The 14,852-nt window shown below is 65.2% G+C and carries 13 protein-coding genes; 5 read left to right on the plus strand and 8 right to left on the minus strand.

Features of this window, described 5'->3' with window-relative positions:
- Positions 1-59: 59 nt before the first annotated feature.
- The 3 genes from hisG to hisS all read right to left on the minus strand — a co-directional run bounded on the left by hisG (position 60) and on the right by hisS (position 3,634).
- Positions 60-758, minus strand: a complete 699-nt coding sequence (hisG, locus tag FJ946_RS06265; protein ID WP_140566468.1) for an ATP phosphoribosyltransferase — start codon at positions 756-758, stop codon at positions 60-62.
- The gene (locus FJ946_RS06270) at positions 755-1,876 is read right to left on the minus strand and encodes an ATP phosphoribosyltransferase regulatory subunit (protein ID WP_140566465.1); all 1,122 of its coding nucleotides are present in this window, start codon (positions 1,874-1,876) and stop codon (positions 755-757) included. The genes hisG and FJ946_RS06270 overlap by 4 nt, the downstream gene beginning before the upstream one ends.
- A 255-nt stretch (positions 1,877-2,131) precedes the next feature.
- Positions 2,132-3,634 (minus strand): histidine--tRNA ligase, encoded by a 1,503-nt coding sequence (hisS, locus tag FJ946_RS06280; RefSeq protein ID WP_140566462.1) that lies wholly within the window; start codon positions 3,632-3,634, stop codon positions 2,132-2,134.
- Positions 3,635-3,883: 249 nt separating this feature from the next.
- Here hisS and FJ946_RS06285 point away from each other — a divergent pair, with 249 nt between their 5' ends.
- Positions 3,884-4,129: a hypothetical protein gene (locus tag FJ946_RS06285; RefSeq protein WP_140566655.1), complete on the plus strand. Its 246-nt coding sequence runs from the start codon at positions 3,884-3,886 to the stop codon at positions 4,127-4,129.
- A gap of 2 nt (positions 4,130-4,131) precedes the next feature.
- Here the strand turns inward: FJ946_RS06285 and FJ946_RS06290 are convergent, their stop codons facing one another.
- The gene (locus FJ946_RS06290; RefSeq protein ID WP_140566459.1) at positions 4,132-4,770 is read right to left on the minus strand and encodes a DNA-3-methyladenine glycosylase I; all 639 of its coding nucleotides are present in this window, start codon (positions 4,768-4,770) and stop codon (positions 4,132-4,134) included.
- A gap of 214 nt (positions 4,771-4,984) precedes the next feature.
- On the opposite strand from FJ946_RS06290, the gene FJ946_RS06295 reads away from it, so the two are divergent.
- Entirely contained in the window at positions 4,985-5,719 is a 735-nt protein-coding gene (locus FJ946_RS06295; RefSeq protein ID WP_140515038.1) for a L,D-transpeptidase, read from the plus strand.
- 252 nt (positions 5,720-5,971) lie between these two features.
- Complete coding sequence (locus tag FJ946_RS06300; RefSeq protein ID WP_140498366.1) at positions 5,972-6,892, plus strand: bifunctional 5,10-methylenetetrahydrofolate dehydrogenase/5,10-methenyltetrahydrofolate cyclohydrolase; 921 nt, start codon at positions 5,972-5,974, stop codon at positions 6,890-6,892.
- A 14-nt stretch (positions 6,893-6,906) separates the two neighbouring features.
- Here the strand turns inward: FJ946_RS06300 and glcF are convergent, their stop codons facing one another.
- The 4 genes from glcF to FJ946_RS06325 all read right to left on the minus strand — a co-directional run bounded on the left by glcF (position 6,907) and on the right by FJ946_RS06325 (position 12,646).
- On the minus strand, positions 6,907-8,232 hold the full coding sequence (glcF, locus tag FJ946_RS06305; RefSeq protein WP_140566456.1) for a glycolate oxidase subunit GlcF: 1,326 nt from the start codon (positions 8,230-8,232) through the stop codon (positions 6,907-6,909).
- A gap of 11 nt (positions 8,233-8,243) precedes the next feature.
- Positions 8,244-9,449, minus strand: coding sequence for a glycolate oxidase subunit GlcE (glcE, locus tag FJ946_RS06310; protein ID WP_140524797.1), 1,206 nt, complete (start codon positions 9,447-9,449; stop codon positions 8,244-8,246).
- 217 nt (positions 9,450-9,666) lie between these two features.
- Positions 9,667-11,163 (minus strand): FAD-linked oxidase C-terminal domain-containing protein, encoded by a 1,497-nt coding sequence (locus FJ946_RS06320; RefSeq protein WP_140515031.1) that lies wholly within the window; start codon positions 11,161-11,163, stop codon positions 9,667-9,669.
- A gap of 160 nt (positions 11,164-11,323) precedes the next feature.
- Entirely contained in the window at positions 11,324-12,646 is a 1,323-nt protein-coding gene (locus FJ946_RS06325; protein ID WP_140566453.1) for a DUF3422 family protein, read from the minus strand.
- Positions 12,647-12,856: 210 nt separating this feature from the next.
- Between FJ946_RS06325 and FJ946_RS06330 the strand changes: the two genes are divergently transcribed.
- Together FJ946_RS06330 and FJ946_RS06335 are read left to right on the plus strand one after the other, a co-directional pair.
- Entirely contained in the window at positions 12,857-13,660 is an 804-nt protein-coding gene (locus FJ946_RS06330; protein WP_140566450.1) for an FCD domain-containing protein, read from the plus strand.
- A gap of 25 nt (positions 13,661-13,685) precedes the next feature.
- Positions 13,686-14,822, plus strand: a complete 1,137-nt coding sequence (locus tag FJ946_RS06335; protein WP_140524799.1) for an alpha-hydroxy acid oxidase — start codon at positions 13,686-13,688, stop codon at positions 14,820-14,822.
- Positions 14,823-14,852: the final 30 nt, after the last annotated feature.

Genomic DNA, 14,852 nt, shown 5'->3' on the forward strand with positions numbered 1-14,852 from the left:
AGCGGTATTTGTAGCATAGTGGCCGGCACAAAGCAAGAACAAAATTTGTCCGCCGCCAGCTATCCCTTCACCGAGGCCATGCTGGCCGCTATGTCGCGCAGCATCGTCTCGTCGGCCGTGGAACGCGTCTTTCGCGATGCGACAAGACACGCCTTCGACCGCAGCACGACGCCGTCGACCAGCACCTTGAGATGGTTGGCGCGCAGCGTCGAGCCGGTGGTGGTGATGTCGACGATGACATCGGCAAGGCCGGCCGCCGGCGCGCCCTCGGTGGCGCCCAGGCTCTCGACGATGCGATAGACCTGGATACCGTGCTTCTGCGAGAAGAATTGCTGGGTCAGCCGCCAGTATTTGGTGGCGATCCTGAGCCGCCTTCCGTGACGCTGGCGGAAATCGGCGGCGACATCATCGAGGTCGGCCATGGTCTCGACGTCGAGCCAGATGTCGGGCACGGCCACCACGACATCGGCATGGCCGAAGCCGAGACGGGCGACGATTTCGGCGCGCGCCTCCCAGTCGGCGAGGTTCTCGCGCACGAGGTCCTCGCCGGTGATGCCGAGATCGACGGCACCTTGCCCGATCTCGCCCGATATTTCGGAGGCGGACAGGAAAACGACCTCGACATTGTCCATGCCTTCGACGCGGGCGTGATATTTGCGCTCGTCACCGGGCAGGCTGATGGCGAGGCCGGCTTTCGCCAGCACCTCCAGCGCCTGCTCCTTCAACCGGCCCTTGGACGGGATCGCCAGCGTGATCATGGCGCGTGCTCCCGCAATGCCTCGATGCGGTCGAGCCAGACCGAGAAGCCGACGCCGGGGATCGGCGTCTTGGCGCCGAGCAGCGTCAGCAGCCGGTCGTAGCGGCCGCCGCCGGCCAGCGGCCTTTCACCATCTTGCGCCGCGATCTCGAAGACGAGGCCGGTGTAATAATCGAGCGGGCGGCCGAAGGCGGCGTCATAGCGGATCTTTTGCGCCGGCAGGCCGTTCGCCTCGACGGCCTTGGCGCGCGCCGCGAATTTTTCCAGCGCGGCCCCGAGCGATAGCCCGGCGGCACCGGCAAAACTCTCGAGCGCCTGGGCCGCGCCGTCGAGCGGCACGTCGATCGCCAGAAAGGTCTTCAGCGCCGCGAAGGCTTCGTTGGACAGCCGCACGCTGCGCAGCTCGGCCTTTTCGATCAGCCGCCGCGCGATATCGGCCGGCGCGCGTCCGGCCGAAGCCGACAGGCCGGCCTGTTCCATGCCGCCGGCTATATGCGCGGAGAGACCGTCCAGGTCACCGTCGAGCACAAGTGCCGCGACCGGGCCGGAGAGCTGGCTGTTGCGCGGCGGATTGGCGAGATCGGCAAGGGCTGCCTCCAGCATCGTCGCCGAGCCGAAGGCGCGGGCGAGCCGCATGCGCCAGCCGCGCGGCAGGCCGAGAGCCGCCAGCACCGCCTCGAAGATGGCCTGGTCGCCGAGCGTGATCGAGAGCGGCTGGCCCGGCAGCGCCAGCGACAGCAGTGCATGCGCGTCGGCCACCGAACGGGCATCGGCAGCGGCCGTGTCGCGGTCGCCGAGATCCTCGATGCCGGCCTGGAAGAACTCGTTGCCGCCTTCGCGGCGTTGGCGGAACACTTCGCCCAGATAGGAGTAGCGACGCGGCGTACCGGCCTGGCTGGCGATATGGTCGAGGCAGACGGGAATGGTGAATTCCGGCCGCAGGCAGAGCGTCTGGCCAGTCTCGCTCTCGGTCAGGAAAATGCGGCGGCGCAAATCCTCGCCCGCCATGTCGAGGAACGGATCGGCCGGCTGGAGCACGGCGACCTCCACCGCATGCGTGTCGCGGGTCGCGAAGAGGCCGGCGATGTCGGCCGCGATGGCGGGATAGCGGGAGGTCAATTTGCAAACCTCAGCGCTGTACGACCCTCTGGTCCCAAACCAGAGACGCCAATGATCCAGGTCAAGGCTGGTGCTCTACGGCGCCCCCCTCTGCCCTGCCGGGCATCTCCCCCTCTAGGGGGGAGATTGGCTGCTTCGCAGCTGGTGCCCTTCTTGGAATCCTGAAAATTGGCGAAAGCCATGGTGACAGCCGATCTCCCCCCTTGAGGGGGAGATGTCCGGCAGGACAGAGGGGGGCGCCGTAGAACGCGGCCTCTATTTGCCACGCGCCCTCTCCTCAGCCTGCGCCGCCAGGATCTTCCTCACCTCTGCCACCAGCTCGCTTTCCGCCACCGTGACCTGCGCCGGGCGGGCGGCACGCCATTCGGCGTTATCGGTGATCTCGGCCGACAGGCGCGCGCCTTCGATCAGGTCCTTGATCTGCAATTCGCCCTTGGCGCGCTCGTCGCCGCCCTGGATGATCGCGACCGGGCAGCCGCGACGGTCGGCATATTTGAGCTGCGCCTTCATGCCGGCGCCGCCGAGATACATTTCGGAACGGATGCCGGCGGCACGCAGCTCGCCCACCATCTTCTGGTAGCGGCCGAGGCTTTCGGTGTCCCTGTCCATGACCAGCACGACGACCGGCGCGATCACATCGGGGCTGTCGAGCTTGCCGAGGTTCTTCAGCGCCGTCATCAGCCGGGAAACGCCGATGGAGAAACCGGTCGCCGGCACCGGCTCGCCGCGGAAGCGCGACACCAGCCCGTCATAGCGCCCGCCGCCTCCGACCGAACCGAAGCGCACGATCTGACCATCCTCGTTGGGGATCTCGGCCAGGAGCTCGGCTTCGAAGACCGGGCCGGTGTAGTATTCTAGGCCGCGCACCACGGAGCGGTCCATGGCGACGCGATCTTCGCCGTATCCCGCCGCCCTGACCAGGGCCTCGATGGTCGCGAGCTCGCCAACGCCCTCCTGGTAGATGGCGTTCCCACTGACGCTGGCATCCTGGCCGGCCTGCGCATTTCGAGCGGTCGCCTGAAGAACCGCCTCGGCTTGCGCATCATCCAGCCCGGCGCCCTTGGCGAAGTCGCCCTCGCCTTCCTTGCCGCCGTCCCAGCGCCCTGGTCCCAAGAGAAGCCGCACGCCTTCCGGCCCGAGCTTGTCCAGCTTGTCGATCGCCCGCAGCACGGTCAGCCGACGACTCGTATTCCCTTCACCTCCGAGGCCGATCGCCTCGAGCACGCCGTCCAGCACCTTGCGGTTGTTGACGCGGATGACGTAGTCGCCGCGCTTGATGCCGAGCGCTTCCATCACATCGGCCATCATCATCGCCATCTCGGCGTCGGCGGCGACGCCCGGCGTGCCGATCGTGTCGGCGTCGAACTGCATGAACTGGCGGAAGCGGCCGGGACCGGGCTTCTCGTTGCGGAACACCCAGCCGGAACGGTAGCTGCGATAGGGTTTTGGCAGGCGCTCGAAATTCTCGGCGACGAAACGCGCCGTCGGCGCGGTCAGGTCGTAGCGCAGCGACAGCCACTGGTCGTCATCGTCCTGGAAGGAGAACACGCCTTCGTTCGGCCGGTCCTGGTCGGGCAGGAATTTTCCGAGCGCATCGGTGTATTCGATCAGCGGCTGGTCGGCGGGTTCGAAACCGTAGAGTTCGTAGACCGAGCGGATGGTCGCCATCATCTTCTCGACGGCGCGGATATCTTCGGCGCTGCGGTCGGCAAAACCGCGCGGCAGCCGCGCTTTCGTCTTTTCCGATTTGTCGGCCATGGATTCGCCCGGTGTTTCGTGTTGCTGAAAACTCAACAGCGTTGCGATTTTCGCAACGGGCGTGTCCTAACCGAACAGGTCCTACCGGGCAAGGCCGGCGGCAGGCGCTGTCTCCATGCATGCGAGAAGGCACGCGGGCGTTCGCCGAAACAAAAACGCACCGAAAATGAAACAATCCCGCCATCGGCGCGGCATCGTGCCGACATAATCGAGGCCGATACAGCGCACCGCAATGGAGGGGTTCGGGACATGATGAGCGCGGTGGAATTTCACGACAACAGGGATGCGGGCGACATGCCGGCACGCCTGCGCGCCGCAGATGTCCAAGCTCCCAGCATGATCGGCCAGCCGGCCGGACCGTTCGAGGTACACGCCGATACCGGACCTTCCCTGCGCGACGCATTGGTGACCGGCCTGCTGGTGATCTATCCAACCGTCGCCACCGTGGTCGCGATCGTCGCCGGCCTGTTCCTGGGAAGTGCAAACGGCGCCTGAGGCTATTTCGGCCGTTTGAAAGCCTTCCGTTCTTTCTCGACCTCTTTGCGGCACACACACCCCTCGAGATGATCGTTGACCAGGCCCATCGCCTGCATGAAGGCGTAGACCGTGGTCGGGCCGACGAAGGTCCAGCCGCGCTTCTTCAGGTCCTTGGAAATGCGGATCGAGACCGCCGTGGTGGGATTGGCGCGCAGATGGCCGAGGTCGACGACCTGCGGCCGTTCCTCCTTGCCGGGTTCGAATTTCCAGAACCAGGCAGCGAGCGAGCCGAATTCATCGGCCATCTCGCGGGCACGCCTGGCGTTGTTGATGGTTGAGACGATCTTGCCGCGATGGCGGATGATGCCGGCATCGCCGAGCAGGCGCTCGACGTCCTTGTCGGTGAAGGCGGCGACCTTGTCGAAATCGAAGCCGGCGAAAGCGGCGCGAAAATTCTCCCGCTTGCGCAGGATGGTCAGCCAGGACAGGCCCGACTGGAAACCTTCGAGACAGATCTTCTCGAACAGCCGGCGGTCGTCCGCCACCGGGCGGCCCCATTCATGGTCATGGTAATGCAGGTAGTCGGGCAGATTGCCGTGCCAGAAGCAGCGCGAGACACCGTCGGGTCCGGCGAGAAGGCCGGTTTGTTCCTTGTCCATGGCGAGAATTCCATTCGTTAACGCGCTGGTTGCGCTGCTTTACCTTGGCTTTACCAGATTCCTGAACGCGGCGGTAACCACACCAAAAGGTTTACCGACAGTTCCGCATTTTACACATTCCGATTCATGTTTCGGTTGCTGTTCCCGCGCCAATGATCGCTGAACCGGGAGGTCGTTTCCACCCGGTTTGTCAGACGATCAAGGTGCTTTCCCGATGAAGAGAGTTTTGTTTTCCGTGCTCGGCGCCGTGGCTGCGTTTGCCGCAGGCGTCACACCTTCCACGGCCGGAGACCGCTATGCCGACAGACCGCCGGTGATGGTGAGCCCCGACCTTTCCGCCCCCTGGGTGCTGCAGCTTGGCCAAGCGCCGGGGATCGTGCGGCAGAACCGGCAGGTCGCGCAGCAGCCGCGCCCGCGTTATGCGCAGCCCGACCGCGTGCAAACGGCGGCCGTGCAGGCCCCGGCCAAGCGCATGGTCGCGCGCCCGCAGATCAATCCGATCTACCTGCCGCAGGAAGTCGCCTATGACGGCTCCCAGAAGCCGGGCACCATCGTCATCGATACGACCCAGAACTTCCTCTATCTGGTCGAGAAGGACGGCAAGGCGCGGCGCTATGGCGTCGGCACCGGCAAGCCGGGCTTCGAATGGTCGGGCACGCACAAGATCACCAACAAGCGGGTCTGGCCGGACTGGCGCCCGCCGGCCGCGATGATCAAGCGCGAGGCCGCCAAGGGGCGCTACCTGCCAACCTACCTGGCCGGCGGCATGGAGAACCCGCTCGGCGCGCGCGCGCTCTATCTCGGTAGTACGGAATATCGCATCCATGGCACCAACCAGCCCTGGACGATCGGCGGCGCCGTGTCGTCGGGCTGCATCCGCATGCGCAACGAGGATGTCGTCGACCTTTATGAACGGGTCGATGTCGGAACCACTGTCGAGGTGATATAATAGTTGCTGCGAATCACCCGATCCGGAAGCGCAGCGCTTCCCGGGATCGGAAGGAATAACGGGGGACGGGCCGTATGGGGATGCGGCCGGTCAGAAAGGGCGGCACGGGAAACCGTGCTGCCCTTTCCGTTTCGGACGAAGCACTGCCGCGCCCGCACGTCGCGCAAAAGGCATGACGGTTCGCATTCGTGCTGCCATTGCCGCGGTTCTTTTGCTATGGCAAGGCAACGCTCAGGTCAGAAGAGTCCGATCATGTCACTGTCCGACGACAGCCGCTATCTCAAGGGCGGCCCGGTTGCCCGGCGCATCATCGCCGCCGTGCGCGAGGATGCGGCGATCGCAAGGGCCGAAGGGTTCCCGCCCAAACTGGTGTCGATCACCGTCGGCGATACGGCGGCGGTGGATGTCTATGTACGAAACCAGCGCGCCAAGGCAGAGCTGGCGGACATCGATTTCGACGAACGGCGCTTTCCCGCCACCATCACCGCGGGCGAACTGGAAGCGGCGATCCACGGCCTGAACGCCGATCCGCGCGTTACCGGCATCATCATCCAGCGGCCGGTGCCGGCACATATCCCGATCAGGACGTTGCAGGCGGCGGTGCATCCGCTGAAGGACGTCGAAGGCATGCATCCGGCCTCGATCGGCAACATCGTCTACAACCAGCTCGATCTGGCGCCCTGCACGGCGGCCGCCTCGGTCGAGTTGCTCAAGGAAACCGGCCTCGACCTCAAGGGCCTGGAAGTGGTGATGGTCGGCCACTCCGAGATCGTCGGCAAGCCGATCGCCTTCCTGTTGATGAGCGAAGGCGCGACGGTCACGGTCTGTCACCACATGACGCGCTCGGTCGCCGCGCACGCGCGCCGCGCCGATGCGCTGTTCGTCGCCGTCGGCAAGCCGCGCCTGATCAAGGCCGACATGGTAAAGCCGGGTGCGGCCGTCATCGATATCGGCATCAATTCCGAGACGCTGCCGGACGGTTCCACCCGTATCGTCGGCGACGTCGACACCGACAGCGTGAAGGACGTGGCCTCCTGGATCACGCCGGTGCCGGGCGGCGTCGGCCCGATCACCGTTGCGATCCTGCTGCGCAACACGATGGTGGCGCTCAGCCGCCAGCGCGCGCTCTACGAGGCGACCTACGGCACGATCGACAGGCTGGCGGCCGAATAACGCCGGGGCGGCCCCTACTCAGCGGCGATCAGGCCGGGTTCGGCGACACCTTCCGGCCTCGGCCCGCCATAGGCCCAGTCGAGCAGCTTGATCGTATGCACCACCGGCAGCTTCGCGGCAGACGCGATCTGCGTTATGCAGCCGATATTGCCGGTGGCGACGACCGAAGCGCCGGTAGCCTCGATGTTTTTCACCTTGCGGTCGCGCAGCCTGGCCGAAATATCCGGCTGCAGAATGTTGTATGTGCCGGCCGAACCGCAGCACAAATGCCCTTCGCGCGGCTCGCGAACGATGAAACCGGCTTTGGCCAGCAATTCCCTAGGCTGGCGGGTGATCTTCTGGCCGTGCTGCATCGAACAGGCCGAATGATAGGCGACGACCGTGCCCGGCTTGCGCACCGGTTCGGGCAGGTCGATGGCGGTCAGGTATTCGGTAATGTCCTTGGCCAGCGCGGAGACACGTGCAGCCTTTTCGGCGTAGGCCGCATCAAGCCGCAGCATGAAACCGTAATCCTTGATGGTCGTGCCGCAGCCCGACGCGGTGATGATGATGGCATCGATCCCGCCTTGTTCAATCGCGCGGGTCCAGGCATCGACATTTTGCCTTGCAGAAGCAAGGGCGGCTTGCTCGCGGCCCATGTGATGGACGAGCGCGCCGCAACAGCCCTCGCCCGGCGGCACCACGACCTCGACGCCAAGCCGCGTCAGCAGTGAAATGGTCGTGTCGTTGATGGCGGGATCGAGCACCGATTGCGCGCAACCGGTGAGGATGGCGACGCGGCCCCTCTTCGCCCCCTGCCCGGTATGGGTGCCCGGCGAAGCCATCGGCGATGCTCCCGGGATCGATTCCGGCGCGAGCTTGAGCATTGCGCCAAGCGGCTTCAATGCCGGGATCTTCTCGAACAGGCCGATGAACGGCTTGCCCAGTTTCGCCAATTTGAGCGCGGCGCGAAAACGCGGGGGATAGGGCAGGACGAAGGCCAGCATGGCGCGGGTCAGGCGATCGAGCAGCGGCCGCCTATAGGTCTGCTGGATATGGGCGCGGGCATGGTCGACCAGATGCATGTAGTTGACGCCAGACGGGCAGGTGGTCATGCAGGCGAGGCAGGAAAGGCAGCGATCGATATGGGTGACGATCTCTTTGTCGGCCGGGCGGCCGTTTTCCAGCATGTCCTTGATCAGGTAGATGCGCCCGCGCGGTGAATCGAGCTCGTTGCCCAGCGTCACATAGGTTGGACAGGTGGCGGTGCAGAAGCCGCAATGCACGCATTTGCGCAGAATCTTTTCCGACTCGGCGACATGCGGGTCGGCAAGCTGTGCGGGCGAGAAATTGGTCTGCATCTCTTGATGTCCTAGGCCATGCGGCCGGGATTGAGGATGTTCTTGGGGTCGAATTCGTGCTTCAGCCGCTGGCTGAGCGCTGCCAGTGAGGGAGCCTGCGGCTCGAACACCGGCAGGGCGGCGCGGTGCGAAGGAGCCGCGCGCACCAATGTCGCATGGCCGCCGCCATGTTTTCTCAGAAGTCCGCGCAGCAGCGTCGCTTCCGGGTCACCCTCCTCCATGCGCAGCCACACCAGTCCGCCCTGCCAGTCATAGAAGGCGCTGACGGCGGCCTGCATGCGCAGCGTCAAAACCATCTGGTGCGCCTGGGCAGGCGCCATCGATACGCGCCAGAGCGGTTTGTCGTTGTTGTCCACGAAAGGCCTGCAATCGCGCACGTCACGCCACAGGGCAGCTGACGCTTCGCTGCAAATCTCCTCCAGTGGTCCGGCATTTCCGAGCAACGCCTTCAGCGCGGCGATGCGATAGGCGACGGAGGGGCCAAAACCCTCCACCCGAAGCAGCGTGGCCGCATCATTGCCGAGCGCACCTGCGGCAACCCGTGCGGCAATCCGCTCCGGAAGGTGCGCGGCGCTCGATACTTCAGCACTGGAGCCGAGCGCCAGGGCCATGGCCGCGGCGGCCGCATCGTCGAGCAGGCCGCGGATGGCGAGCGTAACCTCGGTCTCGGCCGATGGCAGCACCTTGAAGGTGACGTCGGTGAACACGGCCAGCGTGCCCCAACTGTTGGCCATCAGCTTGGACAAGTCATAACCGGTGACGTTCTTCACCACGCGGCCCCCGGATTTGAAGGCCTCGCCGCGCCCGGAAACCACATGGATGCCCAGGATGTGATCGCGCGCCGCCCCCGCTTTCAGCCGGCGCGGGCCGGAGAGGTTCGCTGCAAGCGCACCACCAAGCGTGCCCTTGCCCGGCTCGCCGCCGAGCAGCGGGCCGTAGTCCATCGGCTCGAAAGCGAGTTGCTGGCCGTTTTGCGCCAGCAGCGTCTCGATTTCGGCCAGCGGCGTGCCGGCCTTTGCGGACAGCACCAGTTCGGCTGGTTCATAGAGCGTGACCCCGGCGAGCCTCGACAGGTCGAGCGTGTGCTCCGTCTGCAGCGGACGGCCGATGCCGCGCTTGGAGCCGTGACCGAGGATTTCGAGCGGCGAGCCTTCCGCCGCCGCCCAGGCGACGGTGGAGAGGACTTCGGAAGGGGTGATGGGAGTGAAGGTGGTCATGGCGCCGATGCGCAATATGCGGGAATGCCGCGTTCCTTCGCGCCCCCCTCTGTCCTGCCGGACATCTCCCCCTCAAGGGTGGAGATTGGATGCCGCGCCGGGTTTCGCCAATCTCCAGCGTTGGCGGAAGGGCGAAGCGACGAAGCTGCCAATCTCCCCCCGTGAGGGGGAGATGTCCGGCAGGACAGAGGGGGGCGTTCAGGCGCTGACATAACCCTCAAAACCTCGGAATGTCCGGAAACGCCATCTGTCCGCGATGCACATGCATGCGCCCCAGCTCCGCGCAGCGGCGCAGTTGCGGGAACACCTTTCCCGGGTTGAGCAGATGATTGGGATCGAAGGCGCATTTGACCCGCATCTGCTGGTCGAGGTCGATCTGGTTGAACATTTCCGGCATCAGGTCGCGTTTCTCGACGCCCACCCCATGCTCGCCGGTCAAGACGCCGCCGACCTTGACGCACAGCCGCAATATGTCGGCGCCGAAACTCTCGGCCTTGTCGAGTTCGCCCGGCACGTTGGCATCATAGAGGATCAGCGGATGCAAATTGCCGTCGCCGGCATGGAAGACATTGGCGACGCCGAGCCCGTATTTTTCGGAGAGCTCGCGCATGCCGGCCAGCACGCGCGGCAGTTCCTTGCGCGGGATGGTGCCGTCCATGCAATAATAGTCGGGCGAGATACGGCCGACCGCGGGGAAGGCAGCCTTGCGCCCTGCCCAGAAGCTCAATCGCTCCTGCTCCGACTGCGAAATGCGGCAGGTGGTCGAACCGTTGCGGATGGCGATCGCCTCGACCGCGGTGATGAGATGATCGACCTCGACGCTGGGCCCATCGAGCTCGACGATCAGCAGAGCCTCGACATCCAGGGGATATCCGGCATGGACGAAATCCTCCGCCGCATGAATCGCCGGACGGTCCATCATCTCCATGCCACCGGGAATGATGCCGGCGCCGATAATGTCGGCGACGCATTGGCCACCCTGCTCGCTGGTCGGGAAGCCGATCAGCAGCGCACGTGCCGTCTCCGGCCTCTTCAAAATGCGCACGATGACTTCGGTGACGACGCCCAGCAGGCCTTCGGAGCCGGTCATGACGCCGAGCAGGTCGTAGCCTTCCGCGTCCAGATGCCTGCCGCCGAGCCGCACCACCTCGCCGCTCATCAGCACCATCTCGATGCCGAGCACATTGTTGGCGGTCAGGCCGTATTTGAGGCAGTGCACGCCGCCGGAATTTTCGGCGACATTGCCGCCGATCGAACAGGCGATCTGGGAAGATGGGTCGGGGGCGTAGTAAAAACCCTCCTGCTCGACGGCGGTGGTGATGCCGAGATTGGTGACGCCCGGCTGGGCGACGACGATGCGATTGGGGAAATCGATCTCGATAATGCGGTTGAAGCGGCTCATGACCAGGAGCACCGCGTCCTCCAGCGGCAGCGCGCCGCCCGATAGCGAGGTGCCGGAGCCGCGCGGCACGACGCGGATGTTGCGGTCATTGCAGTATTTCAGCACGCGCGAAACCTGTGCCACCGTTTCGGGAAGCACCACGACCAATGGCAATTGCCGGTAGGCGGTCAGGCCATCGCTCTCGAAGGCGCGCATTTCGTTGGCCGCGTCGACCACACCCTCGCCCGGCACGATAATGCGCATGTCGGCGACGATCTCGCCGCGCCGGCGCATCGTGGCGTCGTCTGGCTTGGGCATGGCAAGGCCGGACATCGGCAGCCTCATCTCGCGTTACTGGTCAAAATCTTTTACCAGTGAAGGGCGTCGGTTGCAAACCCGGCTTTGACCGAGAGCGGACACGGACGCAACGGACGCCTTCCGTAGCGGCAATCTGCCGCTGGCGCGCTTTACCCTGTGGGAAGTAAAGGCGCGCCTACTCGCCCGGATGTTTCGTCGGCTCGGAATGCATGCGCCGCACCCGCCGCACGCCCCACCAGACCAGCAGGATGGCGAGCGGCACGCACGCCGCCGTGACCACTTCGGGCGCGAAGGCATGGCCGAAGATCGAGGCGCCCTTGGCGACATAGCCGACGAGGCCGACGACATAGTAGGAAACGGCCGCGACCGACAGGCCTTCGACGGTCTGCTGCAGGCGCAGTTGCAACCGGGCGCGATTGTTCATCGAGGCGAGCAGGTCGCGGTTCTGCTTCTCGACCTCGACATCGACCCAGGTGCGCAGCAGCGTGGTGGCGCGCGTCAGCTTGCGCGACAGGTTGGCCTGCCGTTCCTCGACCGAACGGCAGGTGCGCATGGCAGGCGCCATGCGCCGCCGCAGGAACCCCGCCCAGGTGTCATATCCCTGTACGGCCTCTTCCTCGAGCGCTTCCAGCCTTTCGCCGACGATGCCGTCATAGGCACGGCTGGCGCCGAAGCGGTAGAGGCTCGACGCCGCGTCGGCTTCCAACTCAGCCGCGAGTTCGGTCAGGTCGGCAAGCAATTTCTGGCTGTCGCGGGTCTCGGCGAGTTTCATCTCCAGCGTGATCTGGGCCAGCCTGTCCTCAATACGGCGGGCGCGGCCGGACAAGGCCAGCGCCAACGGCAGGCCGAGCATGGCCAGCGTGCGGTAGGTCTCGATGTCGATCAGCCGCTGCGACAAGGCGCCGGTACTGGCCGGCGTCAGGGCTCGGTCAAGGATCAGCATACGGGTCAGGCCGTCGCCATCCTGGCGGAAATCGGTGACGATTGCTGCATTGCCGCGTTCGACCAGCGAATAGCAGAGGCTGGTCGGATCGAAGCCGGCGATCGACCGCTCGCCCGCCTGCGTCCATTTGCGGATCTCGAGCCGGATGCCTGAAATAACGGTTCCGGGTGGAGAAAATCCGTTGCCGAACGGCGAATCCTCCTGGCCCTTGCCGCCTTCGGCAAGCGGCCCTTCCCACAGATAGGTGGAGAATTCGGTATGCCGCTCCCAGCGCAACGAGCCCTGGCCCCATCTCATGGCGTGATGGCGGGCCTGACGGTCGGGCGCGGCTATGCCGAGCCGGCGCGACAGCTCGGAAAGCACCGAATGATCGACGCCGGCGCCACCCTCGGTCATGAAGGCGAGCTGGATCAGCACACGCGGCTTCTCGATCAGCGGGTGCGGACGGGCATGGACTTCGCCCAGCGCGCCGGGCCGTCCCTCATGCGCCGGAAATCCGAGCACGCTGCCCTTGGCGCGCGGCTGAAATTCGAGATTGGACGGGTCGTGCGACACAGCTTGTTCCCCGGGTTTCTTTGAACCCTCTTGCAGTGGCGTCCTCTAGAGCCAATAGGCTCCTGACGCAAACAGCAAAGTTTAGCCGAAGACGATATGGGCGCGAGCGGGGAAGCCGACACGCTTCGGCCAATTGGATAAATAATTTGACCAGTTGGCGACGCTGGCTTTATCTTGCGCGACACCGGTTCAACACTCCCAGGCATGCCGTTGAGCGACATTTTTTCCAGGATCGAGCACTCGCGAACCGCCGACGAGGTGGTGCAGCAGATCGAAAGCCTCGTCCTCGAAGGCGTGCTGCGCACCGGCGACCGGCTGCCTGGCGAGCGCGAGCTGGCACGCCAGTTCGATGTGTCCCGGCCGATCCTGCGCGACGCGCTGAAGGCGCTCGAGGGACGCGGCCTTTTGACGACGCGGCCGGGCGGCGGCACATATGTCGCCGACATCATCGGCCAGCTGTTCACCAAGCCGGTGGCGGACCTGATCTCGACGCACCGCAAGGCGGTGGCCGATTACCTGGAGTATCGCCGCGAGGTGGAGGGGATCGCCGCCGAATATGCGGCGCGGCGTGCCACGCCGGAGGACCTGGCCCTGCTCGACCGCATCATGGCACGCATGGACGAAACGCACCGCACCGGGGATTTCGACGACGAAGCCGAGATCGACGTCGAATTCCATCATGCGATCTGCGAATGCGCGCACAACATCCTGCTCCTGCATACGCTGCGCTCCTGCTATAGGCTGCTGTCGGAAGGCGTGTTCCAGAACCGGTTGCTGGTGTTCACCGTGCCCGGCGCGCGCGATGCGCTGCTGGCCCAGCACCGGGCGATCCACATCGCGGTCAAGGCCGGCGACCCGGCCGGCGCGCGGCAGGCGGCGATGGACCACATGATCTATGTCGAGCGGTCGATGGCGCAAGCCGAGCGCAGCGGCGACTGGCAGCGCGTATCGCGGCTCAGGCTCAGGCAACGCTCTGAAGCCGGCGGTGCCGAACCGGCGCGCAAACGCTCCTGAACGATATCGATCAAGCGGGGACACGATGAGCGACATTCTCACCATTGCCGACCTCAAGGACCTGGCGCGACGGCGCGTGCCCAGGATGTTCTTCGAGTATGCCGATTCCGGCGCATGGACCGAGAGCACCTACCGGGCCAACGAGGAGGACTTCCAGAAGATCAAGTTCCGCCAGCGCGTGCTGGTCGACATGAGCAACCGCTCACTGGAATCGACCATGATCGGCGAGAAGGTGGCCATGCCGGTGGCGCTGGCCCCAACCGGCCTGACCGGCATGCAGCATGCCGACGGCGAGATGCTGGCGGCGCAGGCGGCCGAGGAATTCGGCGTGCCGTTCACGCTGTCGACGATGAGCATCTGCTCGATCGAGGATGTCGCGTCGGTGACGAAGAAGCCGTTCTGGTTCCAGCTTTACGTGCTGCGCGATAAGGACTTCGTGCTCGACCTGATCGACCGGGCAAAAGCGGCGAAATGCTCGGCGTTGGTGCTGACGCTCGACCTGCAGATCCTCGGCCAACGGCACAAGGATGTCCGCAACGGACTTTCGGCGCCGCCCAAGATGACGCTGGCCAACATCGCCAACATCGCGGTCCGTCCGCGCTGGTGGATGGGCATGGCCGGCACGAAGCGCCGCACGTTCCGCAACATCGTCGGCCACGCCAAGGGCGTCGGCGACGTGGCTTCGCTGGCGTCATGGACGACGGAGCAGTTCGACCCGCATCTGTCGTGGAAGGATGTCGCCTGGATCAAGGAACGCTGGGGCGGCAAGCTGATCCTGAAAGGCATTCTCGATAAGGAAGACGCATTGATGGCCGCTGAAACGGGCGCCGACGCGATCGTCGTTTCCAACCATGGCGGGCGTCAGTTGGACGGCGCATCCTCGTCGATCATGGCGCTGGAGGAAATCGCGGACGCGGTCGGCGACAGGATCGAGGTGCACATGGATGGCGGCATCCGCTCCGGCCAGGACGTGCTGAAGGCACTGTGCCTCGGCGCCAGGGGCACCTATATCGGCCGGCCGTTTCTCTACGGCCTGGGCGCGCTCGGCAAGGAAGGCGTTACCAAGGCGCTGGAAATCATCCGTAAGGAGATGGACATCACACTGGCCCTGTGCGGAAAACGTCTGGTGACCGACATGGGCAAGGACCAGATCCGGCGCTAGCCAGGTCGGCGACGGCCTGATCACGGAGAC

Origin of the sequence: Mesorhizobium sp. B2-4-7 (assembly GCF_006442685.1) — a bacterium.
In the GTDB taxonomy this organism is placed as follows: domain Bacteria; phylum Pseudomonadota; class Alphaproteobacteria; order Rhizobiales; family Rhizobiaceae; genus Mesorhizobium.